Origin of the sequence: Pseudomonas sp. rhizo25, from assembly GCF_031931935.1 — a bacterium.
GTDB classification, from domain to species: Bacteria; Pseudomonadota; Gammaproteobacteria; order Pseudomonadales; family Pseudomonadaceae; genus Aquipseudomonas; species Aquipseudomonas synxantha.
Genome location: NZ_JAUJXA010000002.1, coordinates 49,932 through 73,846, shown reverse-complemented (window position 1 = coordinate 73,846; position 23,915 = coordinate 49,932). Strand labels below are relative to the sequence as shown.

At 59.8% G+C, this 23,915-nt stretch carries 25 protein-coding genes; 19 read left to right on the top strand and 6 right to left on the bottom strand.

The window, feature by feature from the left end:
* Positions 1-129: 129 nt before the first annotated feature.
* Positions 130-369, top strand: a complete 240-nt coding sequence (locus QZR30_RS03965; protein ID WP_046070244.1) for a DUF1161 domain-containing protein — start codon at positions 130-132, stop codon at positions 367-369.
* Here QZR30_RS03965 and QZR30_RS03960 read toward each other — a convergent pair whose 3' ends face one another.
* Positions 370-792, bottom strand: coding sequence for a PA0061/PA0062 family lipoprotein (locus tag QZR30_RS03960; RefSeq protein WP_046070245.1), 423 nt, complete (start codon positions 790-792; stop codon positions 370-372).
* Positions 793-902: 110 nt separating this feature from the next.
* Between QZR30_RS03960 and QZR30_RS03955 the strand changes: the two genes are divergently transcribed.
* The gene (locus tag QZR30_RS03955; protein ID WP_068965868.1) at positions 903-1,946 is read left to right on the top strand and encodes an aminopeptidase; all 1,044 of its coding nucleotides are present in this window, start codon (positions 903-905) and stop codon (positions 1,944-1,946) included.
* Positions 1,947-1,979: 33 nt separating this feature from the next.
* Here the strand turns inward: QZR30_RS03955 and QZR30_RS03950 are convergent, their stop codons facing one another.
* Together QZR30_RS03950 and QZR30_RS03945 are read right to left on the bottom strand one after the other, a co-directional pair.
* Positions 1,980-2,639, bottom strand: a complete 660-nt coding sequence (locus tag QZR30_RS03950) for an HAD family hydrolase (RefSeq protein ID WP_068965870.1) — start codon at positions 2,637-2,639, stop codon at positions 1,980-1,982.
* The gene (locus tag QZR30_RS03945; RefSeq protein ID WP_068965872.1) at positions 2,636-3,178 is read right to left on the bottom strand and encodes a gamma carbonic anhydrase family protein; all 543 of its coding nucleotides are present in this window, start codon (positions 3,176-3,178) and stop codon (positions 2,636-2,638) included. The genes QZR30_RS03950 and QZR30_RS03945 overlap by 4 nt, the downstream gene beginning before the upstream one ends.
* A gap of 102 nt (positions 3,179-3,280) precedes the next feature.
* Between QZR30_RS03945 and prlC the strand changes: the two genes are divergently transcribed.
* The 8 genes from prlC (at position 3,281) to QZR30_RS03905 (ending at position 13,410) form a co-directional block, all read left to right on the top strand.
* The gene (gene prlC / locus QZR30_RS03940; protein WP_068965874.1) at positions 3,281-5,332 is read left to right on the top strand and encodes an oligopeptidase A; all 2,052 of its coding nucleotides are present in this window, start codon (positions 3,281-3,283) and stop codon (positions 5,330-5,332) included.
* The gene (locus QZR30_RS03935) at positions 5,329-5,604 is read left to right on the top strand and encodes a YheV family putative zinc ribbon protein (RefSeq protein ID WP_017528719.1); all 276 of its coding nucleotides are present in this window, start codon (positions 5,329-5,331) and stop codon (positions 5,602-5,604) included. The genes prlC and QZR30_RS03935 overlap by 4 nt, the downstream gene beginning before the upstream one ends.
* A gap of 227 nt (positions 5,605-5,831) precedes the next feature.
* Positions 5,832-6,584: a gluconate 2-dehydrogenase subunit 3 family protein gene (locus QZR30_RS03930; protein WP_046070251.1), complete on the top strand. Its 753-nt coding sequence runs from the start codon at positions 5,832-5,834 to the stop codon at positions 6,582-6,584.
* A 2-nt stretch (positions 6,585-6,586) separates the two neighbouring features.
* Positions 6,587-8,371: a GMC family oxidoreductase gene (locus QZR30_RS03925; protein WP_068965877.1), complete on the top strand. Its 1,785-nt coding sequence runs from the start codon at positions 6,587-6,589 to the stop codon at positions 8,369-8,371.
* A gap of 12 nt (positions 8,372-8,383) precedes the next feature.
* On the top strand, positions 8,384-9,682 hold the full coding sequence (locus tag QZR30_RS03920; RefSeq protein WP_046070253.1) for a cytochrome c: 1,299 nt from the start codon (positions 8,384-8,386) through the stop codon (positions 9,680-9,682).
* A gap of 81 nt (positions 9,683-9,763) precedes the next feature.
* Positions 9,764-10,822, top strand: a complete 1,059-nt coding sequence (locus QZR30_RS03915) for a PA0069 family radical SAM protein (protein ID WP_056847536.1) — start codon at positions 9,764-9,766, stop codon at positions 10,820-10,822.
* 226 nt (positions 10,823-11,048) lie between these two features.
* A complete protein-coding gene (locus tag QZR30_RS03910) occupies positions 11,049-11,777 on the top strand; it encodes a carbonic anhydrase (protein ID WP_043048302.1) in 729 nt (242 codons plus the stop codon).
* 85 nt (positions 11,778-11,862) lie between these two features.
* On the top strand, positions 11,863-13,410 hold the full coding sequence (locus QZR30_RS03905) for a SulP family inorganic anion transporter (RefSeq protein WP_059396776.1): 1,548 nt from the start codon (positions 11,863-11,865) through the stop codon (positions 13,408-13,410).
* A 68-nt stretch (positions 13,411-13,478) separates the two neighbouring features.
* On the opposite strand, the gene QZR30_RS03900 is transcribed toward QZR30_RS03905, so the two are convergent.
* Complete coding sequence (locus QZR30_RS03900; RefSeq protein ID WP_046070261.1) at positions 13,479-14,126, bottom strand: hypothetical protein; 648 nt, start codon at positions 14,124-14,126, stop codon at positions 13,479-13,481.
* Positions 14,127-14,495: 369 nt separating this feature from the next.
* On the opposite strand from QZR30_RS03900, the gene coxB reads away from it, so the two are divergent.
* The 4 genes from coxB to QZR30_RS03880 are packed head-to-tail and all read left to right on the top strand — an operon-like array spanning position 14,496 to position 18,785.
* Positions 14,496-15,623, top strand: a complete 1,128-nt coding sequence (coxB, locus tag QZR30_RS03895; protein ID WP_311902950.1) for a cytochrome c oxidase subunit II — start codon at positions 14,496-14,498, stop codon at positions 15,621-15,623.
* Between the two features lie 58 nt (positions 15,624-15,681).
* Positions 15,682-17,265: a cytochrome c oxidase subunit I gene (gene ctaD / locus QZR30_RS03890; RefSeq protein WP_043048306.1), complete on the top strand. Its 1,584-nt coding sequence runs from the start codon at positions 15,682-15,684 to the stop codon at positions 17,263-17,265.
* A 45-nt stretch (positions 17,266-17,310) separates the two neighbouring features.
* Positions 17,311-17,862, top strand: coding sequence for a cytochrome c oxidase assembly protein (locus QZR30_RS03885; RefSeq protein ID WP_046070263.1), 552 nt, complete (start codon positions 17,311-17,313; stop codon positions 17,860-17,862).
* Between the two features lie 35 nt (positions 17,863-17,897).
* Complete coding sequence (locus tag QZR30_RS03880) at positions 17,898-18,785, top strand: cytochrome c oxidase subunit 3 (protein WP_043048310.1); 888 nt, start codon at positions 17,898-17,900, stop codon at positions 18,783-18,785.
* A gap of 6 nt (positions 18,786-18,791) precedes the next feature.
* On the opposite strand, the gene QZR30_RS03875 is transcribed toward QZR30_RS03880, so the two are convergent.
* Positions 18,792-18,995 (bottom strand): twin transmembrane helix small protein, encoded by a 204-nt coding sequence (locus QZR30_RS03875; protein ID WP_046070265.1) that lies wholly within the window; start codon positions 18,993-18,995, stop codon positions 18,792-18,794.
* A 32-nt stretch (positions 18,996-19,027) separates the two neighbouring features.
* On the opposite strand from QZR30_RS03875, the gene QZR30_RS03870 reads away from it, so the two are divergent.
* The 5 genes from QZR30_RS03870 to QZR30_RS03850 are packed head-to-tail and all read left to right on the top strand — an operon-like array spanning position 19,028 to position 22,951.
* The gene (locus QZR30_RS03870; protein ID WP_046070266.1) at positions 19,028-19,792 is read left to right on the top strand and encodes an SURF1 family protein; all 765 of its coding nucleotides are present in this window, start codon (positions 19,028-19,030) and stop codon (positions 19,790-19,792) included.
* Complete coding sequence (locus QZR30_RS03865; protein ID WP_056847539.1) at positions 19,758-20,342, top strand: hypothetical protein; 585 nt, start codon at positions 19,758-19,760, stop codon at positions 20,340-20,342. Before QZR30_RS03870 ends, QZR30_RS03865 begins: the two co-directional genes overlap by 35 nt.
* Before the next feature lie 10 nt (positions 20,343-20,352).
* Complete coding sequence (locus QZR30_RS03860; RefSeq protein WP_046070267.1) at positions 20,353-21,432, top strand: COX15/CtaA family protein; 1,080 nt, start codon at positions 20,353-20,355, stop codon at positions 21,430-21,432.
* Positions 21,420-22,319, top strand: a complete 900-nt coding sequence (gene cyoE, locus QZR30_RS03855; protein WP_056847541.1) for a heme o synthase — start codon at positions 21,420-21,422, stop codon at positions 22,317-22,319. The genes QZR30_RS03860 and cyoE overlap by 13 nt, the downstream gene beginning before the upstream one ends.
* Positions 22,316-22,951, top strand: a complete 636-nt coding sequence (locus QZR30_RS03850; protein WP_059396780.1) for an SCO family protein — start codon at positions 22,316-22,318, stop codon at positions 22,949-22,951. Before cyoE ends, QZR30_RS03850 begins: the two co-directional genes overlap by 4 nt.
* A gap of 184 nt (positions 22,952-23,135) precedes the next feature.
* Here QZR30_RS03850 and QZR30_RS03845 read toward each other — a convergent pair whose 3' ends face one another.
* Positions 23,136-23,906: a MetQ/NlpA family ABC transporter substrate-binding protein gene (locus QZR30_RS03845; RefSeq protein ID WP_046070270.1), complete on the bottom strand. Its 771-nt coding sequence runs from the start codon at positions 23,904-23,906 to the stop codon at positions 23,136-23,138.
* Between the last annotated feature and the right edge of the window lie 9 nt (positions 23,907-23,915).

The following is a 23,915-nucleotide window of genomic DNA, read 5'->3' as shown; positions in this document are numbered from 1 at the left end:
TTATCGGGCACAAGCCCCCTCCTCATTTAGTTCTGCGTTAAATCAGAACTCGTGTTTCCCCTATGTGGTCCTATAGCCTATGCAGCCTTAGGCGCACACTCGTGCGCATGCATTCAGGGAGCTACACACATGAAACGTTTTGCCTTGGCGATCATCTGCGGTGTATTGGCCACTTCGGCCGTGGCCGCTCCAAAAGATTGTGAAGAGCTCAGGAAGGAAATTGAAGTACAACTCCAGGCCAAGGCGATTCCGTCCTATACCTTGGAAATCATCACTGCCGAAGAAGCCAAGAACCATGACGAAGCCATGATTGTCGGTTCGTGCGAAAACGGCACCAAGCGCATCATCTATCAGAAGAACAACGACTGATCAGATGCAGTTAACGCTGCGTTCTTCGGCCAGCAACTGCCGTGCTGAGTCATACAGCCGGATATTGGGCGTGAACGCCAGCGAGCGGCCTTCGAGCACATAGCGCTGGCCGGCCTGGAAATGGTCGTACTGCAAGGTCATGAAGCAGGTTCGATACATCATCTGGCTGAGGCCCCCCAAACCACCGCCGGCGGGCACTTCAAAATCAAAGCGCACCATCAGCTCGTGAGGGCCGGGGGGCATCTGGAAAAAGCGCCCGTCGTCGAGGTTCTTCCCATCCAGGCGCTGGGCCATGACCAACTTGGAGCCCGGGGTCGGCGTAGTGAAGTCGACCCAGGCCTGCTGCGGATCAACGGGTGGGATGGGCGTCGAAACGCAGGCGCTGAGCACCAGGGTGGCGACCGGCAACACAAACTGACGCATGGCAAGTACTCAACGCGAGGAGAGGCTTGAGTATAAACATGCAGCGCCGTGGAAAAATCCCCTTCAAGCGCGATAGTCTCGCGCATCAATCACCCAGGAGCAGTCGGGGCATGATCAGGCGTTTTCTTCCAGGGCTGATGGTTGTGCTACTCAGCGGTTGTTCCAGCGTCAGTTATTACAGCCAGTTGGCGAGCGGCCAGTGGCAGTTGTTACGCGCCAGGGAGCCGGTTGCCGAGGTCATTGCCGACCCCTCTCGCCCGCCATTGCTGCGCGAGCATCTGATTCAATCGCAGAAAGCCAGAGCCTTTGCCAGTGAGCACCTGCATCTGCCCGACAACCAAAGTTACCGGCTATATGCCGATATCGGTCGGCCCTATGTGGTGTGGAATGTCTTTGCCACGCAGGAGTTTTCTCTGTCTGCTGAAAACCACTGCTTTCCCATTGCCGGATGCGTCGCCTATCGCGGCTACTACAGCCAAAGTGCGGCGCGTGGCGAAGCGGCGTTGTTGCGGCAACGGGGCATGGACGTATCGATCGGTGGCGTCGAGGCTTATTCCACCTTGGGTTGGTTCAACGACCCGATCATGAGTTCGATGATGAGCTGGGGCGACGAGCGCCTGGCCACGCTTATTTTTCATGAACTGGCCCACCAGCGTTTTTACGTGAAAGACGACACCGAGTTCAATGAGTCCTATGCCAGCTTCGTCGAGCAGGAAGGCACTCGTCAATGGCGGGCGGTACGAGGCCTGGCGCCTGTCAGCGATTCGGCGTTGAAGCAACGTGATCAGTTTATCCGGCTGATTCTCGATACCCGCAAACGCCTGGAAGCGTTGTATGCGCAGCCGTTGGCAGCGGATGTGATGCGGCAGGCCAAAGCGGCGCAGTTCGAGCGCTTGCGCAGTGAATACCGGCAGATGCGTGATAGCCAATGGGGCGGCGACAAGCGTTATGACGCCTGGATCAACCAGCCGATGAATAACGCACGGCTGTTGCCGTTCGGGCTGTATGACCAGTGGGTGCCGGCGTTTGCGGCGTTGTTTGCCCAGGAAGGTGGGGATTGGGTGAAGTTTTATGCGGCTGTGGAAAGGCTGGGTGGGTTGCCAGTGGCGCAGCGTAAAGCGGAGTTGAGGCAGTTGGAGGGTGCTGGCCGTTAGGGCCTAATCGGGGGCTTGCCCCCGATAGCGGTTTCAAGCGCGCTGCAAAAACGCCTGATGCATCTGCGCCAACGTCTCGAAATGCCAGGTCGGCGCCTCGGCATTGAGCTCTTCAAAACTGCCAAACCCATACCCCACCGCCGCCGAATCCAGCTCGTTGCTGCGTGCGCCGATCAGGTCATGCTTGCGATCACCAATCATCAAGGTGGTGGCCGGGTCCAGCCCTTCCTCACGCATCAAGTGGGCGATCAACTCGATCTTGTTGGTGCGCGTGCCGTCCAGCTCGCTGCCGTAGATCACCTTGAAGTGCTTGGCGAAGTCGAAATGCCGCGCAATCTCACGGGCAAATTCCCACGGCTTAGAGGTGGCTACGTATAGCTGGCGGCCCTGGCTGTTCAGCTCTTCCAGCAATGGCATGACGCCGTCGAATACGCGGTTTTCATACAGCCCGGTGACCTTGAAGCGTTCGCGATAGAAATTCACCGCTTCCCAGGCCTTGGCCTCGTCGAAGCCGTAGAACTGCATGAACGCCTGCAGCAGGGGCGGACCGATGAAGTGTTCGAGCTTGGTCAGATCGGGCTCCTCGATGCCCAATTTGCCGAGGGCATACTGGATCGACCGGGTAATGCCCTCACGTGGGTCGGTCAGGGTGCCGTCCAGGTCGAACAGGACGGTGGAGTGGTTTAGATTCATTGATCGAAGCCTTCAGCCAGGTGCAGGTCCTTGAGCTTCACGTAGTTCGCGGCGCTGTAGGTGAAAAAGGCACGCTCCTTGTCAGTCAGGGCGCGGACCTGTTTAACCGGGCTGCCCACGTACAAGAAGCCGCTGTCGAGTTTCTTGCCTGGCGGCACCAGGCTGCCGGCGCCGATGATCACGTCGTCTTCGACCACGGCACCGTCCATCACGATGCTGCCCATGCCGATCAGGATGCGGTTACCCACGGTGCAGCCATGCAGCATGACCTTGTGGGCGATGGTCACGTCGTCACCGACCAGCAGCGGGAAACCGTCAGGATTGAACGGCCCTGCATGGGTAATGTGCAGCACGCAGCCGTCCTGCACGCTGGTACGTGCACCGATGCGGATGCGGTGCATGTCGCCGCGTATCACTGTCAGCGGCCATACCGAGCTGTCGGCGCCGATTTCGACATCGCCGATCACCACCGCCGAAATATCGACAAAAGCCCCGGCGCCCAGGGATGGCGTGTGGTTCTGATAGGTGCGAAGGGTCACGATAGTGTCTCTCTCTTCTGCTGATAGCTGCGGTGGGTGTTGATTGTAATTAAGATGGCCCCATCTTTGTTCTTACATGTTTCTTCAGCCAAGGTGCCAACCGTGAGCGCGAACAACCCTCTTTTGCAGTCCTACGACCTGCCGCCGTTCTCGGCGATCCGTGCCGAGCACGTCCAGCCGGCCATCGAACAGATCCTCGCCGACAACCGTGTGGCTATCGCAGACATCCTGCAAAGCCAGGGTAAAAATCCGACATGGGCCGGTCTGGTCCTTGCCATGGATGAACTCAATGATCGTCTTGGCGCTGCCTGGAGCCCGGTCAGCCACCTCAATGCCGTGTGCAACAGCGCCGAGCTGCGCGAAGCCTATGAGGCCTGCTTGCCGGCATTGAGCGCCTACTCCACCGAAATGGGCCAGAACCGCGAACTGTTCCAAGCCTTCGAAGCCTTGGCCAACAGCCCAGAGGCCGCCGGTTTCGACGTGGCGCAGAAAACCATCCTGGAACACGCCCTGCGCGATTTCCGCCTGTCGGGCATCGACCTGCCGCCGGAGCAGCAAAAGCGCTACGCCGAAGTGCAGAGCAAGCTTTCCGAGCTGGGCAGCAAATTCTCCAACCAGCTGCTGGACGCCACCCAGGCCTGGACCAAGCACGTCACCGATGAAACCACCCTCGCTGGGCTGACTGACTCGGCCAAGGCGCAGATGGCTGCTGCGGCCCAGGCCAAGGGCCTTGATGGCTGGCTGATCACCCTGGAATTCCCCAGCTACTACGCGGTAATGACCTACGCCCAGGACCGCGCCTTGCGTGAAGAGGTGTACGCCGCTTACTGCACCCGTGCATCGGACCAAGGTCCGAACGCCGGCCAGAACGATAACGGCCCGGTGATGGAGCAGATCCTCGACCTGCGTCAGGAACTGGCCCAGTTGTTGGGTTTTGCATCCTTCTCCGAGCTGAGCCTCGCGACCAAGATGGCCGAGTCCAGTGACCAGGTGCTGAGCTTCCTGCGCGACCTGGCCAAGCGCAGCAAACCGTTTGCCGCCCAGGATCTGCAACAGCTCAAGGCCTACGCCGCGGAACAAGGCTGCGCCGACCTGCAGAGCTGGGACAGCGGTTTCTACGGCGAAAAACTGCGCGAGCAGCGCTACAGCGTGTCCCAGGAAGCCCTGCGCGCCTACTTCCCCATCGACAAGGTGCTGGGTGGGCTGTTTGCCATCGTTCAGCGCCTGTATGGCATTGAGATCGCCGAGCTCAAAGGCTTCGACACCTGGCACCCGGATGTCCGTCTGTTTGAGATCAGGGAAAACGGCGAGCACGTCGGGCGCTTCTTCTTCGACCTGTATGCTCGCGCCAACAAGCGCGGCGGCGCCTGGATGGACGGAGCCCGTGACCGCCGCCGCACCGTCGATGGCGTGCTGCAAAGCCCCGTGGCCAACCTGGTGTGCAACTTCACTCCGGCCGACAGCGGCAAGCCGGCCCTGCTGACTCACGATGAAGTCACCACGCTGTTTCACGAATTCGGCCACGGCCTGCATCACCTGCTGACCCGCGTCGAACATGCCGGCGTATCCGGTATCAACGGCGTGGCGTGGGATGCGGTGGAGTTGCCGAGCCAATTCATGGAGAACTGGTGCTGGGAGCCCGAGGGCCTGGAACTGATCTCCGGCCACTATGAAACCGGCGAGCCGCTGCCCCAGGACCTGCTGGAAAAAATGCTCGCCGCGAAAAACTTCCAGTCCGGCCTGATGATGGTGCGCCAGCTGGAGTTCTCGCTATTTGACTTCGAACTGCACGCCACCCATGGCGATGGCCGCAGCGTGGCGCAGGTGCTCGAAGGCGTGCGTGACGAAGTCTCGGTGATGCGTCCACCGGCCTACAACCGCTTCCCTAACAGCTTCGCGCACATCTTTGCCGGTGGTTATGCGGCGGGCTACTACAGCTACAAGTGGGCGGAAGTGCTGTCCGCGGACGCATTTTCCAAGTTTGAAGAAGACGGCGTGCTCAACGCCCAGACCGGTCGTGCGTTCCGTGAAGCAATCCTGGCCCGTGGCGGCTCCCAGGCACCGATGGTGCTGTTCGTCGACTTCCGCGGACGAGCGCCGTCGATTGACGCACTCTTGCGCCACAGCGGCCTGAGTGAGGACGCGGCAGCATGAGTGAAGGGCCTGTGATTACCAAAAAGCAATTTATCGCCGGGGCAGTCTGCCCGGCGTGCAGCGAGCCGGACAAGTTGAAGATGTGGACCGAAGACAGCGTGCCGCACCGTGAGTGCGTGGCCTGCGGCTATACCGATACGTTGAATGATCAAGGCTTGTCTGTGCCCAAGGAATTGGGCACGCGGGTCAATACGTCGGCGTTGAAAGCGCCTGCGGATCCAAAAGTGCAAGCTGTGCAGTTCTTTCCCAACCCCAAGTTGAAAAAAGACTAACAACCTGTACGCATACCGAAATGTGGGAGGGGCTTGGCCCCCCACTTTCTATGCGACTTAGGTCGCTGAATCTCTCCTCTACATCCTTAGCCTGCTATCATTTGTAACTATTGATTGCGGCTGCGCTCTATTTCATTGGATCGTTTGGATCCAATGTGCCGCTAAAAAAAGACAAACCGTTCTCAGAAGCGGCTGCCAAACCCGTGCCCACATGATGAGGTGTACCCATGTCTGATCAAGATCAAGACAACCCCCGGCGTGACTTTCTACGCAAATCCTTGACCTTGATCCCGGTGGTCACGGTTGCCAGCACCGGCCTGGGCGGTTCGATGCTGATGGCCACGCCGGAGCCTGCCCAGGCCGCACCGGTCAAGCCGGCCCCAAACGAAAAGACCTATGAGCCAAGCTATTTCACGGCTGAGGAATGGGCCTTTATCAACGCCGCCGTGGAGCGCTTGATTCCCGCTGACGCACAGGGCCCTGGCGCCTTGGAAGCTGGTGCGCCGGAATACATCGACCGTCAGATGAATACGCCATATGCCAGTGGCGCGCTGTGGTACATGCAGGGACCGTTCAATGCCGATGCGGCGCCGGAGATGGGCTGGCAGAGCAAATTAGTGCCCAAGGACATCTACCGCCTGGGTATTGCTGCGACGGATGCATGGTCGAAGGCGTTCAACGGTAAAGTTTTTGCTGCGCAAGACAGCGCTACCCGAGACGATATGCTGCGGCGCCTGGAGGCTGGCGGCAGTGAAGTCGCAGCGCATTTCGAGGCGGTGCCAGCGAAGATATTCTTCAACCTGTTGCTGCAAAACACTAAGGAGGGTTTCTTCTGCGATCCCATCCACGGCGGCAATAAAGGGATGGTCGGCTGGACCATGATCGGCTTCCCCGGCGCCCGCGCCGACTTTATGGATTGGGTGGAACGCAACGAGCAATACCCCTTCCCGGCTGTTTCCATTCGCGGCGAGAGGGCATAAACGTGGCGACCATCATGAAGAAAGTGGATGCGGTGATTGTTGGCTTCGGCTGGACCGGCGCGATCATGGCCAAGGAGCTGACGGAAGCGGGCCTCAACGTGGTAGCGCTGGAGCGCGGCCCGATGCAGGACACTTATCCGGACGGCAACTATCCCCAGGTCATCGACGAACTGACCTACAGCGTGCGTAAAAAGCTGTTCCAGGATATCTCCAAAGAAACGGTGACCATTCGCCACAGCGTGAATGATGTTGCCCTGCCCAATCGTCAGCTCGGTGCGTTTTTGCCGGGTAACGGCGTAGGGGGCGCGGGCCTGCATTGGTCAGGTGTGCATTTTCGTGTCGACCCCATCGAACTGCGCATGCGTAGCCATTACGAAGAGCGCTATGGGAAGAACTTTATTCCCAAGGACATGACCATCCAGGATTTCGGTGTCAGCTACGAAGAGCTGGAGCCATTTTTCGACTATGCGGAAAAAGTCTTCGGCACCTCCGGTCAGGCGTGGACCGTCAAGGGGCAGTTGGTAGGCGAAGGTCGTGGGGGCAACCCGTATGCGCCGGATCGCTCCAACCCGTTCCCGTTGGAGGCGCAGAAAAATACGGTCTCCGCACAGCTGTTTCAGAAAGCCGCGGCTGAAGTGGGATACAAACCCTACAACCTGCCGTCGGCCAATACTTCGGGGCCCTACACCAACCCTTATGGCGCGCAGATGGGCCCGTGCAATTTCTGCGGTTTTTGCAGTGGTTACGTGTGCTACATGTATTCCAAGGCGTCACCGAACGTGAACATCCTGCCGGCCCTTCGCCAAGTGCCGAACTTCGAGCTGCGACCGAACTCCCACGTGCTCAAGGTCAACCTCGACAGCACCCAGAAAAAAGCCACCGGCGTGACCTATATCGACGCCCAGGGCCGCGAATGCGAGCAGCCGGCAGACCTGGTGATTCTTGGCGCGTTCCAGTTCCACAATGTGCGCCTGATGCTGCTGTCGGGCATCGGCAAACCCTACGACCCGATCACCAATGAGGGCGTGGTGGGCCGCAACTTCGCCTACCAGAACATGGGCACCATCAAGGCGTTCTTCGACAAGGACACTCACACCAACAACTTCATCGGCGCGGGCGGCAATGGCGTGGCCATCGACGACTTCAACGCCGACAACTTCGACCACGGCCCCCATGGCTTCGTGGGTGGCTCACCGATGTGGGTCAACCAGGCGGGCAGCCGGCCGATTGCCGGTACCTCCAACCCGCCGGGCACGCCGGCCTGGGGCAGCGCCTGGAAGCGCGCCACTGCCGATTACTACACCCATCAGGTGTCGATGGATGCCCACGGCGCCCATCAGTCCTACCGCAGTAACTACCTGGACCTGGATCCGGTTTACCGCGATGCCTACGGCCTGCCGCTGCTGCGCATGACCTTCGACTGGCAAGAAAACGACATCAAGATGAACCGCTTCATGATCGAGAAAATGGGCAAGGTTGCCCAGGCTATGAACCCCAAGGCTATCGCGGTGTTGGGTAAAAAAGTCGGTGACCACTTCAATACCGCCTCATACCAGACCACCCACCTTAACGGTGGCGCGATCATGGGCACCGATCCAAAAACCAGTGCGTTGAACCGCTACCTGCAGTGCTGGGATGTACACAACGTGTTTGTCCCAGGTGCCTCTGCCTTCCCACAAGGGTTGGGTTACAACCCTACGGGCCTGGTGGCAGCGTTGACCTATTGGTCTGCGCGGGCGATCCGCGAGCAGTACCTGAAAAACCCCGGCCCACTGGTTCAGGCATAAGGAGCGATGACCATGAAAGCATTCGTTATCGCCTCCCTGGCGCTCTTCAGCAGTTGCTCGGTCAGCGCTGCCGAAGCCGACTTGATCAAGCAGGGTGAATACCTGGCGCGTGCCGGTGACTGCGTGGCTTGCCATACCGCCAAGGGTGGCAAACCCTTCGCTGGCGGCTTGCCTATGGAAACCCCCATCGGCGTGATCTATTCCACCAACATCACTCCGGACAAGACTGGCCTGGGTGACTACAGCTTCGAAGACTTCGACAAGGCCGTGCGCCATGGCATCGCCAAGAACGGTAGTACGCTTTACCCGGCGATGCCCTATCCGTCTTACGCGCGTGTCAGCGACAGCGATATGCAGGCGTTGTATGCGTATTTCATGAAGGGCGTTGAGCCGGTTGCTCAAGAGAACAAGGACAGCGATATTCCTTGGCCCTTGAGCATGCGCTGGCCTTTGGCGGCTTGGCGCTGGATGTTCGCGCCAGCGGTCGAGGAGCATCAGGCGCAAACCGCTGCTGATCCGGTGATCAATCGTGGTGCTTATCTGGTTGAAGGCCTCGGCCACTGCGGCGCCTGCCATACGCCTCGTGCCCTTACCATGCAGGAAAAAGCCCTGAGTGCCGCTGATGGCAACGCCTTCCTGTCCGGCAGTGCACCGTTGGAAGGTTGGATCGCGAAAAGCCTGCGCGGTGACCACAAGGATGGCCTCGGCAGCTGGAGCGAGGAGCAATTGGTGCAGTTCCTCAAGACCGGTCGCAGTGACCGCAGCGCGGTGTTCGGTGGCATGAGCGATGTTGTCGTCCATAGCATGCAGTACATGTCGCAAGACGACCTGACCGCTATTGCCCGTTACCTCAAGAGCCTGCCGGCGGTCGACCCCAAGGACCAGCCACACCAGTACGACAAGCAGGTAGCCCAAGCGCTCTGGAAAGGCGATGACAGCAAGCCAGGCGCGTCGGTGTATATCGACAACTGCGCGGCCTGCCATCGTACCGATGGCCATGGCTATACGCGTGTGTTCCCAGCGCTGGCGGGTAACCCGGTATTGCAGACGGCGGATGCCACATCGTTGATTAACATTGTGTTGAACGGCGGTACTTTGCCTGCGACCCATACGGCGCCATCGACCTTCACCATGCCGGCGTTCGCCTGGCGCCTGTCGGACCAGGAAGTGGCGGACGTGGTCAGTTTCATCCGTGGCAGCTGGGGCAATAAAGGGACGCCAGTTAATGCCAGTGACGTGGCGGACCTGCGCAAAAGCAATATGCGCACGACCTCGGGGGATGACTTGGGGCAGGTGACGCAAAAGCACTGATCTCTCCCTCGCCGCCCAATGGCACTGGTCAGAAACCTCACGCCTCGGTACTGTATATAAAAACAGTATCGAGGCGTTTTCATGTCTACTGCGTTGCCGCCCCGTGGCCGGGGCACGGCCACCAACCTGCACAACCGGTTTGCACCTACTGTCAGCGTGACTGAGGACGACGGCTGGTATCAGGAGGTGCCCGAGACCCAAGGCACCGAGGTGCGTATTGAAACGGCCAAGTCCATCATCACGCGCAATAACTCGCCGGACTTGCCCTTTGATCGTTCCATCAACCCTTATCGCGGCTGCGAGCATGGTTGCATCTACTGCTATGCGCGGCCCAGTCATGCCTATTGGGACATGTCCCCGGGGCTGGACTTCGAAACCAGGTTGATCGCCAAGACCAACGCAGCTGATGTGCTGGAGCAGCAGCTGTCGAAGCCTGGCTATGTGTGTGCGCCGATCAACCTGGGCTCCAATACCGATCCGTACCAGCCTATCGAGCGTGAATACAAGATCACTCGGCAAACCCTGGAAGTGCTGCTGCGCTACCGGCACCCGGTGACTATCATCACCAAGGGGTCGTTAATATTGCGCGATCTCGACCTGCTGACCGAGCTGGCCCGCCAACGGCTGGTGGCGGTGATGATCAGCCTCACCAGCCTGGACGATGAACTCAAGCGCATCCTGGAGCCACGCACAGCGGCGCCCAAGGCGCGGCTGAGGGCGATTCGGGTGATGCGCGAGGCGGGTATCCCGGTGGGCGTGTTGTGCTCGCCGATGATTCCGATGATCAACGACAGCGAATTGGAGAGCCTGCTCGCCGAGGCTCACGCGGCCGGGGCACAAAGCGCGGCGTATATGATGCTGCGCTTGCCGCTGGAGGTTGCGCCGCTGTTCGAGGAATGGCTGGCGGCCCATTATCCTCAGCGTGCCGCCCATGTCATGAGCCTGGTGCGCCAGGTGCGCGGTGGTCAGGTGTATGACAGCCGCTTCGGTGTGCGAATGCGTGGTGAAGGGCCATTTGCGGACCTGCTGGCGCAACGCTTCAGCAAGGCGATCAAGCGCCTGGGGCTGAATCGTCGTGAAGGTTTCAATCTCGATTGTGCGGCGTTCTGCCCGCCGGGCAGGCAAATGGCATTGTTGTAGACTGATGAGTAAGACGGCACCATTACTGTATGAGTGGTCGCGTTTTGATATCACTGAAAGCCCCGAGCTAGAGCGGTTCATTCAGTTTGAGTTAAGTTTCGACGGTTACCTTGTTCAGCGAGTGACTCATAAGTCGCCGCCGTGGGTTGTGGGGGTCTCAACTATTCCACTCGCCCGGCGTCGAATGGTGGTGAACACTCCCCTGCATTAATCAAGAGGATGAATCATGAGTGACAAGGATAAACAGCCGTTGGCTGCGTCGGCTTCAGCCCCTGGGGCGGAGTCCGCCGATGCAGCGTTGCAACATATCGTTGACGGCTTTTTGCATTTCCATCACGACGTCTTCCCCCAGCAGGAAGAACTCTTCAAGAAACTCGCCACGGCGCAGAGCCCGCGGGCGATGTTCATTACCTGTGCCGATTCGCGCATCGTACCTGAGCTGATTACCCAAAGCTCCCCCGGCGACCTGTTCGTAACCCGTAACGTTGGTAACGTGGTGCCTCCCTACGGCCAGATGAACGGTGGCGTGTCCACGGCCATCGAGTACGCGGTGCTCGCCCTTGGCGTACAGCACATCATCGTGTGCGGGCACTCCGACTGCGGCGCCATGCGCGCGGTACTCAACCCCGACAGCCTGGAAAAGATGCCGACTGTCAGGGCCTGGTTGCGTCACGCCGAGGTCGCCAAGGCCATGGTCCATGACAACTGCGACTGCGCCAATGAAGGCGAGAGCATGAAGGTGTTGACCGAAGAAAACGTCATCGCGCAGTTGCAGCATTTGCGCACCCACCCCTCGGTGGCTTCGCGCATGGCCAACGGTCATTTGTTTATCCATGGCTGGATCTACAACATCGAGACCAGCGAAATTCGGGCCTACGATGCGGAAAAGGCAGCGTTTCGACCGTTGAACGGCACCGAGCCGATCCCGTCCGCGACGCCTAGAGCGCGCTTCTAAACCACTTCCCCGCCGGGTAAAGCGGTGGCTGCCATGGATGCAGCCAGGCTTTGCCGTGCCCGGCGAATGCCTCGGGAGAGCCATCATGCGTGCTGCTCAATTGAAAGCTGTACTGCCGCGGGAGCTGCTCGCCTCCGTGGTTGTGTTTCTGGTCGCCCTGCCCTTGTGCATGGGGATTGCGATCGCGTCCGGCATGCCGCCGGCCAAAGGGCTGATCACCGGTATCATCGGTGGCCTGGTGGTGGGCTGGTTGGCGGGATCGCCGCTGCAGGTCAGCGGCCCGGCAGCGGGTCTGGCGGTGCTGGTGTTCGAGCTGGTGCGCCAGCACGGCATGCTGATGCTGGGGCCGATCCTGTTGCTGGCGGGCTTCCTGCAACTGATGGCCGGGCGTCTACGCCTGGGCTGCTGGTTCCGCGTCACGGCACCGGCAGTGGTCTACGGCATGTTGGCGGGGATCGGCGTATTGATTGTGTTATCGCAGATCCATGTGATGCTCGATGGGGCGCCCAAGCCGTCTGGGCTGGATAACCTTGCAGGTTTCCCGGCGGCTGTGGCTGAAGCAATTCCGACCTTCGGCGGCGGGCTGGGTTGGCAAGCCGGCCTGCTCGGTCTGTCGACCATGTTGGTGATGTACCTGTGGGATAAACTCCGTCCGCAACGGCTACGTTTCGTACCGGGCGCCTTGCTCGGCGTGGGCCTTGCGACCGTCACCAGCCTGGTGCTGGCGTTGCAGGTCAAGCGTGTGGAAGTCCCGGAAAATCTTGCGGATGCCATCGACTGGCTGCGCCCCAGCGACCTGCTCAACCTGGCTGACCCACAGCTGTTGATCGCGGCATTCGCCGTCGCGTTTATTGCCAGTGCCGAAACCCTGCTGTCTGCCGCCGCGGTCGACCGTATGCACAGCGGCCAGCGCTCCGATTTCGACAAAGAGTTGTCTGCCCAGGGTGTCGGCAACATGCTTTGTGGCCTGGTTGGCGCCTTGCCGATGACCGGCGTGATTGTGCGCAGCTCAGCCAATGTCCAGGCCGGTGCCACCACGCGTTTGTCGGCGATGTTCCACGGCCTGTGGCTGCTGGGCTTTGTACTCTTGCTGTCGAGCGTGCTGCAAAGCATTCCGGTCGCAAGCCTGGCGGGTGTGCTGGTGTATACCGGGATCAAGCTGGTGGACCTCAAGGCGTTCAAGGCATTGGGGCGTTATGGGCGGATGCCGATGTTTACCTATGCGGCCACGGCGCTGGCGATCATCTTCACTGACCTGCTGACCGGCGTATTGGTGGGCTTCGGACTGACTCTGGTCAAGCTGGCATTCAAGGCGTCACGATTGAAAGTCAGCCTGGTCGACCTGCCTCAGGACGGTGAAATGGAGTTGCGTCTGACCGGTGCCGCGACCTTTCTCAAAGTGCCGGCGCTGACTCAGGTGCTGTCGGCGGTGCCTGCGGGGACCACGTTGCACGTGCCGCTGAGTAATTTGAGTTATATCGACCACTCTTGCCTGGAGTTACTTGAGGAGTGGGGCCGGGCCAATGCGGCCAAGGGCTCGACGCTGGTGATTGAGGCGCGTGGGCTCAAGCGCCGGTTGGAAGGCCGGGTACGCACAACGGTGGGGATAGGTTCGGCGCCGTCCGTTACCTGACGAAACCGCATCAAAATGTGGGAGGGGGCAAGCCCCCTCCCACATTTGATCTTTGTAAACCGGACGATTTACGCCGGCTGATCCAGCGTCAGTTCAACCCCAAGCTGGCGCGACAGGCACGGCCAGCGTTTCCATGCCGCTTCGGTGCTCGGGCTCTTCAGTGTCTCGCGGTACGCCTCGACCGACTCCAGCGCAAAGCTGTCTTCGTTAAGCATTTCATCTACCGCGTGGTGTACGGCTTCATCCAACTGGTTGGCGAATGTTTCGCCGATCAATCGGTGAGCAATCACATTGGCCACGGTGGTATCCGCGGGAATCAACGGCTGGCCGAAATGTTTGATATACAGATCGTTGACCTCCTCCACCAGACGATGCGCCAGGTAAGCTTCGTCCAGCAGGCCGTCGAGGCCCTCGTGCCCAACCATGATCGCGGGCGGTTGCAGGAAGAAGTGTTCGGCGATTTTCAGCACCGGCTTGATTTGGCTTTCAATTCCGGCCTCGCGGGCTACGTCATTGGCGGCGTCCAGCAAATCGGGAACCAGATCGATATAAGCGGTGACAAAGCGCGTCATGACAATGTTGCTATCACCGTCAGCCAAGGAAATAGCCGAATGCAGGTGCGGCAATTGTTTTTCCAGCTGTGTGGCAAGCTGGCCAGTGCTGGCTTCGTGTTGATGGGCACGGGAAATCTGCTCGCGCAATGCGGCGGTGTTCATGAAGGCTCCAGTGAAACAGGTGTAGGAAAAGGGAGAGGATAAGGTAGTTCGTTTATACGAGCGCCTAAGACGCATTTGTCATAATTATTTCATGGTTATGCAGGTGTGTTATATCGAAATGCCATCGTTCGTCGGATAAACGTTTGCGCCCCCGGTTTTATTGGGCCCGCTGGTCTGTTTTCGCTCATTTGCCCCTACACATTGCGGGGTTGCCCTGGCTGTCTATACTCGGGTTTGTACGCAATTAGCTGATGACGCCCAACTGCATGACGCAGGCAAGGCTTGGCGGTTGTAAGCAGTATGGAAGCCGCTCCCTTCGCCGCAGGTGCAAACCGGCGGGATAACAAGAAACATAAAGGGGAACCCGCAATGACGCGACATCCACACGTTTGGATGGGCCTACTGTTGTGGTCGGTATTCGGCCAGGCGCACGCCGCCTGGACAACGAATATGGCGCCAGGGGCTACTGAAGTCAGTCACGCCGTGTTTGACCTGCACATGACCATTTTCTGGATCTGTGTGGTGATCGGCATCGTCGTGTTTGGCGCCATGTTCTGGTCGATGATCCTGCACCGCCGGTCCACGGGCCAGGTTGCGGCCAAGTTCCACGAGAGCACTACCGTGGAGATTCTCTGGACCGTGGTGCCCCTGCTGATCCTGGTGGCCATGGCCATTCCGGCGACCAAGACCCTGATCAACATCTACGACAGCAGTGAGTCGGATATCGATATCCAGGTCACCGGCTACCAGTGGAAGTGGCACTACAAGTACCTGGGCCAGGATGTGGAGTTCTTCAGCAACCTAGCCACACCCGCCGAGCAGATCCATAACCAGGCGACCAAAGGCGAACATTACTTGCTGGAAGTCGATCAGCCGCTGGTGTTGCCGGTGGGCGCCAAGGTGCGCTTCCTGGTGACCGCCGCCGATGTGATCCACTCCTGGTGGGTGCCGGCCTTTGCGGTCAAGCGTGACGCCATTCCAGGCTTCGTCAACGAGGCTTGGACCCGCGTCGAGAAACCGGGGATCTACCGTGGCCAGTGCGCCGAACTGTGCGGCAAGGACCACGGCTTCATGCCCATCGTGGTCGAGGTCAAATCCAAGGCCGACTACGACACTTGGCTCGGCGAGCGCAAGGAAGAGGCTGTCAAGCTCAAGGAGCTGACCTCCAAAGAGTGGACGCTCGATGAGCTGGTAGCCCGTGGCGACAAGGTCTACCACACCACCTGCGTGGCTTGTCACCAGGCTGAAGGCCAAGGTTTGCCGCCAATGTTCCCGGCGCTCAAGGGCTCGAAAATCGCCACCGGCCCAGCAGCCGATCACTTGGGCATTGTCTATCACGGCAAGCCCGATACCGCGATGGCAGCCTTCGGCAAACAACTTTCGGAAGTGGATATCGCCGCTGTCGTGACCTACGAGCGTAACGCCTGGGGCAATAACAAAGGCGACATGGTCACGCCCAAAGACGTGCTGGCTCTGAAACAGGCGGAAAGCAAATGACTACTTTCGTTGCGAATGCCCTGAATCGCCCCGCTGACTCGCTTGCAGGAGAACGGCCATGAGCACTGTGATCGACCATGGTCATGCCGACCATGCCCACGGCCCCGCCAAAGGCTTGATGCGTTGGGTGCTGACCACCAATCACAAAGACATCGGCACGATGTACCTGTGGTTCGCCTTCACCATGTTCCTGCTCGGCGGCTCGTTCGCCATGGTGATCCGTGCCGAGCTGTTCCAGCCGGGCCTGCAGATCGTCGAACCGGCGTTCTTCAACCAGATGACCACCATGCATGGCCTGATCATGGTGTTCGGCGCGGTGATGCCGGCCTTCGTTGGCCTGGCCAACTGGATGATCCCGTTGATGATCGGCGCGCCGGACATGGCCCTGCCGCGCATGAACAACTTCAGCTTCTGGCTGCTGCCGGCGGCATTCCTGCTGCTGGTGTCCACCCTGTTCAGCCCCGGTGGCGGGCCGAATTTCGGCTGGACCTTCTATGCGCCGCTCTCCACCACCTACGCACCGGAGAGCGTGACGTTCTTCATCTTCGCCATCCACCTGATGGGCATCAGTTCGATCATGGGCGCGATCAATGTGGTTGCCACCATCCTCAACCTGCGCGCGCCGGGCATGACCCTGATGAAGATGCCGCTGTTCGTGTGGACCTGGCTGATCACCGCGTTCCTGCTGATTGCGGTGATGCCGGTGCTGGCGGGCTGCGTGACCATGATGCTGATGGATATCCACTTCGGCACCAGCTTCTTCAGTGCTGCCGGCGGCGGTGACCCGGTGCTGTTCCAGCACGTGTTCTGGTTCTTCGGCCACCCCGAGGTCTACATCATGATCCTGCCGGCCTTCGGTGCCGTCAGCTCGATCATCCCGACCTTCTCTCGCAAGCCATTATTCGGCTACACCTCGATGGTCTACGCAACCGCCAGCATTGCGTTCCTGTCGTTCATCGTGTGGGCGCACCATATGTTTGTGGTCGGTATCCCGCTGGTGGGTGAGTTGTTCTTCATGTATGCCACGCTGTTGATCGCCGTGCCCACGGGGGTGAAGGTGTTCAACTGGGTCAGCACCATGTGGCAGGGATCACTGACGTTCGAGACGCCGATGCTGTTTGCCGTGGCGTTCGTGATCCTGTTCACCATTGGCGGTTTCTCCGGGCTGATGCTGGCGATTGCCCCGGCGGACTTCCAGTACCACGACACCTACTTCGTGGTGGCGCACTTCCATTACGTGCTGGTGCCTGGGGCGATCTTCGGGATCTTCGCCTCGGCCTACTACTGGCTGCCGAAATGGACCGGCCACATGTACGACGAAACCCTGGGCAAATTGCACTTCTGGCTGTCCTTCGTGGGCATGAACCTGGCGTTCTTCCCTATGCACTTTGTGGGGTTGGCCGGTATGCCGCGCCGGATACCGGACTACAACCTGCAGTTCGCCGACTTCAACATGGTCTCGTCCGTGGGCGCCTTTATGTTCGGTGCTACGCAGATATTCTTCCTGTTCATTGTGATCAAGTGCATCCGTGGCGGCACACCGGCACCCGCCAAGCCGTGGGATGGGGCCGAAGGGCTGGAATGGAGCGTGCCCTCGCCCGCGCCTTATCACACCTTCACCACGCCGCCGGAGGTCAAATGAACAAGCCCCCTCCCACACTTTCCTGGTTCGTCTCGGGTGATCGTCATGTCTGACTCTGTGCCGATCAAACGCCTGGTCACCCGCCTGCTGATCCTGGTGCTGGCGATGTTCGCCTTCGGCTTCGCCCTGGTGCCGATCTACGACGTGATGTGCAAGGCATTCGGCATCAACGGCAAGACCGCCGGGCAGTACGAGGGTGAGCAAATCGTTGACCCGTCGCGCCAGGTGCGGGTGCAGTTTCTGTCAACCAATGCCATCGACATGGTCTGGGAGTTTCATTCCAAGGCCGATGAGATTGTGGTCAACCCCGGGGCGGTCAACGAGATGCTGTTCGTGGCCCACAACCCCACCAATAAGCCGATGACGGCCCAGGCGATCCCGAGCATTTCCCCGGCCGAAGCGGCGATGTATTTCCACAAGACCGAATGCTTTTGCTTTACCCAGCAGGTGCTGCAGCCAGGCGAGCGTATCGAAATGCCGGTGCGTTTTATCGTCGACCGCGCCATGCCCAAGGATGTGAAGCATTTGACCCTGGCGTACACGCTGTTTGACATCACTGCGCGGCAAGCGCCGGTGGCCGCGAACAGCGGCGGCTAGCTACTGTTTGCCCCCTCAATCAGGAGAGCGAATACATGTCGACTCATGATACGTACTACGTACCAGCGCAAAGCAAATGGCCGATAATTGCCACGATTGGCCTGCTGGTCACGGTGTATGGCCTGGCCGTATGGTTCAACGACTTAAAGGCGGCGCGCCCGGAATCACATGGCCCGTGGATCTTTTTCGTCGGCGGGTTGTTGCTGGCCTACATGCTGTTCGGCTGGTTCGGCGCGGTAATCAAGGAAAGCCGCGCCGGGTTGTACAGCGCGCAGATGGATCGCTCGTTTCGCTGGGGCATGACCTGGTTCATCTTTTCCGAGGTGATGTTCTTCATCGCCTTTTTTGGTGCGCTGTTCTATGTACGCGTGTGGGCGGGCCCCTGGCTGGCGGGCGAAGGCCCCAAAGGCATCGCCCATATGCTGTGGCCGAATTTCGAATTTGCCTGGCCGCTGCTCAACAACCCCGATCCCAAGCTCTACCCTGCGCCCAAAGGCACCATCAGCCCTTGGGGCCTGCCCTTGGTGAACACCATTTTGCTGGTGAGCTCCAGCGTGACCATCACCATCGCCCACCATGCCCTGCGTAAAGGTCATCGCGGTGCGCTGAAGATCTGGCTGGCGATCACCGTGCTGCTGGGCCTGGCGTTTCTCGGTTTTCAGGCTGAGGAGTACATCCACGCCTATAAAGAGCTGGGCTTGACCTTGGGCTCTGGCGTGTACGGCGCAACCTTCTTCATGCTCACGGGCTTTCACGGTGCCCACGTGACCATCGGCACCATCATTTTGTTTGTGATGCTGATGCGCATCCTGCGCGGGCATTTCAACGCCGAGCATCAGTTTGGTTTCGAGGCGGCCAGTTGGTATTGGCACTTTGTGGATGTGGTGTGGATCGGGCTGTTTTTCTTCGTCTATGTGCTGTGAGGTGGTTTACCACGGCACATGAGAGACCAGTTGGCCGCTGAAAAAGCCCCAGGCGATCAAGCCCACGGTGATCACGGCCAGTACCACGCGCACGGTCAAGGCAGTGACGAGGCGGTTGGAGTTGCCCTCGTCCTTGACCAGGAAGAACAAGCCACTGAACAGGCTCACGACAGTCGCGATCAGCATCAGGGCAATGGCTGCTTTGAGCATGGTTTGGCTCCAGGGCTATAGGGGGAGGGGCGATGAGATCCAGTATAGCCAGTGCCGTGCAGCGCTTTCGTCCGGGTATCGCGCCGACGCTGGTGGTGCTGGTGTTGCTGCCATTGATGGTGAGCCTGGGATTCTGGCAACTGGCTCGAGGGCATGAAAAACAGCTGCTGGTGGACAGCTATGCCGAGCGCCGCGCCGCCGAGCCGGTGAACAGCGTGCAGCTCAACGACATGGCCGATCCTGCCTTTCGCCGCGTCCATCTTCGTGGTCAATTCGATGCCGAGCACAGCGTGCTGCTGGACAACCGTATGCGCGACGGCAAGGCGGGTGTCGAGCTACTGCAGCCCTTCCACGACCAGGCCAGCGGCCTATGGTTATTGCTCAACCGCGGCTGGCTGCCATGGCCTGACCGGCGTACTCCGCCGGCTTTTTCCACCCCTGAACAGGCAGTGAATCTCGACGCCTGGGTGTACGTCGCCCCCGGCGAGACTTTCCAACTGCATGCCGACCCTGCGAGCGCGCAATGGCCACGTCTGCTCACCGCGCTGCATCCCGCCGCGCTGTGGGACGAGTTGGGGCGTAGCGGTTTTGCCTACGAACTGCGCGCTGAAGCGGGTCCTGGTACGTACGACACCACTTGGCCAATCGTCGCCATGGGCCCGGAAAAACACTTGGCCTATGCGGTGCAGTGGTTTGCCATGGCACTGGCGTTGCTGGTGCTTTACCTCTACTTCGGATGGCACAACAAAAAGGAGAAGCCCCATGGGAGCGGCCATGAATCCACCCAACATGTCTGAGGTGCCTGACCGCCGCAAAGGTCGCTGGCAACTGGTCCTGATCCTGCTCATGGTGGTCGGCCCGATGGTGCTGGCGACCCTGATGTACAAGCTGCAATTCTGGGTTCCAGACAGTCGCAGCTACCATGGCGAACTGATTGGCAACGGCCAGACCCGTGCCGACATCGGCGTACAGGCAGATGAAGATCGCTGGCAGCTGCTGGTTACTGCCCCTGCCACGTGCGCTGCCGATTGCCAACAATTGGTCTACCTCGCTCGGCAACTGCAGATCGGCCTCGGTCGCGAAGCCTCCCGTGCCAGCCACGCCTTGGCCAGCGCGCAGCCTGTCGCTGCGCAATACGACGCCAAGCTCAAGGCCGAATACCCACAACTGCAGCGTTACCCGCTGGATCTGCCGACCTTTACCAAGAGCGCTGCCGCCCCCGGTGAGGCGCAGCTGTGGATCGTCGATCCCCATGGCAACCTGGTGCTGCGCTACGACGCCAAGGTCAAGGGCAAGGACTTGCTCAACGACCTGCGCCTGCTGCTGAAACTCTCGAATATCGGATAAGGGCATCGTCATGGCCAAGCCTGGATTTCGCCTCGCGCTGTTTGCCACGTTGCTGGCGCTGGTTGTCGTACTGCTCGGTGCCTACACGCGCCTGACTCACGCCGGCCTGGGCTGCCCGGATTGGCCGGGTTGCTACGGTTTTATCAGCGTGCCCAACAGCGAAGCCCAGCTGGCCCATGCCGAACTGCATTTTCCCGACACACCGGTAGAGGCTGACAAAGGCTGGGCCGAGATGACCCATCGCTACTTCGCTGGCAGCCTGGGGCTATTGATTGCGCTGTTGGCGGCGCGCTCGTGGAGCCATCGGCGTGACCCGGGCCAGCCGGTGAAATTGCCCTTGTTTGTGTTGGCGGTGGTATTTGCCCAGGCCGCCTTTGGCATGTGGACGGTGACCTTGAAGCTGTGGCCGCAAGTCGTCACCGGGCATCTGCTGGGTGGCTTTGCGACCTTGAGCCTGCTGTTTTTGCTGACCCTGCGTTTATCTGGCGTGCTGCCGGCGCTGATCGTGCCCAAGCGCCTGCAATATTGGGCGACGGCGGGCTTGGTGCTGGTGATCGGGCAGATCGCGCTGGGTGGTTGGGTCAGTTCCAACTACGCGGCCGTGGCCTGTGTCGATCTGCCGACCTGCCACGGCCAATGGTGGCCGGCGGCGGATTTTGCCAATGGGTTTCACCTGACCCAGCACATCGGCCCCAATTACCTGGGCGGCCAGCTCGACAGCGAGGCGCGCACGGCGATCCACCTGACCCATCGCATCGGCGCCGTACTGGTGACCCTGGTGCTGCTGGGCCTGGCCTGGCAACTGCGTGTCGTGGGCATGACGCGGCTGGCGGGTTTGCTGTTGATCGCCCTGGCTGCGCAAATCAGCCTGGGGGTGAGCAATGTGGCTTTCGGCCTGCCGTTGCCCGTGGCGGTGGGGCATAACGCGGGTGGAGCGGCGTTGTTACTGACCTTGGTACTGGTCAATTACCACGCCCGTACCAGCCTGGTCCGGGTTCGCCACCCGCTACCGTTCGGCTGGCGTTTCAGTCCGCGCAAACGGGTTTCAGGCCTGATCACCATTAAAGGAGAGATGCCATGGCGACCTTGATCGGCGCACGTCAGGATCAGGCGATCTGGCGTGACTACCTGGAGCTGACCAAGCCGAAGGTAGTGGTGCTGATGCTGATCACCTCGCTGGTGGGCATGTTCCTCGCCACCCGCGCCGGGGTGCCATGGACGGTGCTGGTGTTTGGCAACCTGGGCATTGCCCTGTGTGCGGGCGGTGCGGCGGCGGTGAACCATGTAGTCGATCGGCGAATTGATGCGGTGATGGCGCGAACGCATAAACGCCCGATGGCCGAGGGGCGTGTATCGCCAATTGCGGCGTTAGCCTTTGCATTGTTTCTGGCTGTTGCCGGATTGGCCCTGCTGCTGGCATTCACCAACCCGCTGGCGGCCTGGTTAACGTTGGCTTCGCTGCTTGGTTACGCGGTGATCTACACCGGTTTTCTCAAGCGTGCGACGCCGCAGAATATCGTTATCGGTGGCCTGGCCGGTGCTGCACCGCCGCTGCTGGGTTGGGTTGCCGTTACCGGGCACGTCAGCGCCGAACCCTTGCTGCTGGTACTGATCATCTTCGCCTGGACCCCGCCACACTTCTGGGCCCTGGCCATCCACCGAAAAGAGGAATATGCCAAGGCTGACATTCCGATGCTGCCGGTCACCCATGGCGAGCACTACACCAAGGTGCATATCCTGCTGTATACCTTTGCTTTGCTGGCGGTGAGCCTGTTGCCCTACGTCATTCATATGAGCGGCTTGCTCTACCTGGCTTGTGCCTTGGTATTGGGAGCGCGCTTTCTGCAATGGGCCTGGGTGCTGTACCGTGGCAGCAAGCCGCACGCGGCGATCAACACGTTCAAGTACTCTATCTGGTACCTGTTCCTGTTGTTTATCGCCCTGCTCGTAGACCACTACCTACTGTTGAACCTATGACTCGAACTCAAAAAACCGTCTTCATCCTCGTGGCCCTGGTGGCGTTGATCATGGGCCTGACCGTCAACAAAGTGCTCTCGGGCAAAGGCCAGGGCGATCCCACCGCGCTGATCGACGCTGGCATCATCCTGTTGCCGCAGAGCCGCCAGTTACCGCCGGTGAGCATGACCAACCAGGACGGCCAGCCGGTGCTGGTCAATGAGTTGAAAGGCAAGTGGAGCCTGCTGTTCTTCGGCTATACCTTCTGCCCGGATATTTGCCCGACCACCCTCGCCCAACTGCGCCAGATCAAGAGCGAGCTGCCCAAAGAGGCTGTGGATAATTTTCAGGTGATCCTGGTCAGCGTCGATCCGAACCGCGATACCCCGACGCAGCTCAAGCAATACCTGGGCTACTTCGATCCGCAATTCGAGGGCCTGACCGGCGCTACTGTAGAGGATGTGCAGAAGGTCTCGAATGCGGTGAGCATTCCCTTCATTCCGGCGGATACCAGCAAGCCGAACTACACCGTCGACCACAGCGGCAACCTGGCGCTGATCGGTCCGGACGGTACCCAGCGTGGGTTTATCCGTGCGCCGTTGAACAACCAGAAGCTAGTGGCGCAGTTGCCAGGCTTGCTACAACGCAAGTAGCAGCCACATAAAGCCGATTTTGTAGGAGCGAGCTTGCTCGCGAAGAACTCAAAGCGCCGCGTTTATTCAGGCAGCACGCGTTATCGTTGACGTTTTTCGCGAGCAAGCTCGCTCCTACAGACCAGCATTGGGGCAAGCCCCCTCCCACATTTTTGATTTTCAGTGTTTTGGAGATCGAGGCGGATCAGAACGCTGGCTTGATCGCGCCTTTGTACTTCTCTTCGATGAATTTTTTCACTTCAGGCGTGTGCAGGGCTGCAACCAGCTTCTTCACTGCGTCCGAATCCTTGTTGTCTTCGCGGGTCACCAGGATGTTCACGTAAGGCGAGTCGCTGCCTTCGATTATCAGGGCGTCCTTGGATGGATCCAGCTTGGCTTCCAGGGCGTAGTTGGTGTTGATCAGCGCCAGGTCGACCTGGGTCAGCACGCGTGGCAAGGTGGCGGCTTCCAGTTCGCGGAATTTCAGGTTTTTCGGGTTCTCGGTGATGTCCTTGATGGTCGACAGGATGTCGGTCGGGTCCTTCAGGGTGATCAGGCCGTTCTTGGCCAGCAGCAACAGCGCACGACCGCCGTTGGTGGCGTCGTTCGGGATCACCACATTGGCGCCGCTTGGCAGCTCGTCCAGTTTCTTGTACTTGCTGGAGTAGGCGCCCAGAGGTTCCAGGTGCACGCCGCCAACGCTCACCAGGTGAGTACCCTTGGCCTTATTGAACTCATCCAGGTACGGCTGGTGCTGGAAGAAGTTGGCGTCCAGGCGCTTTTCGGCGACTTGCACGTTGGGTTGCACGTAGTCGGTGAAGACTTTGACCTGCAAGTCCACGCCTTCTTTGGCAAGGGCAGGCTTCACGAATTCGAGGATTTCCGCATGAGGCACCGGCGAGGCCGCGACCTTGATAGTCTCGGCATGGGCGGAAAACGCGGCAACGGCAGCGAAGGCAACCAGTAGTTTTTTCATCCAGCAAGC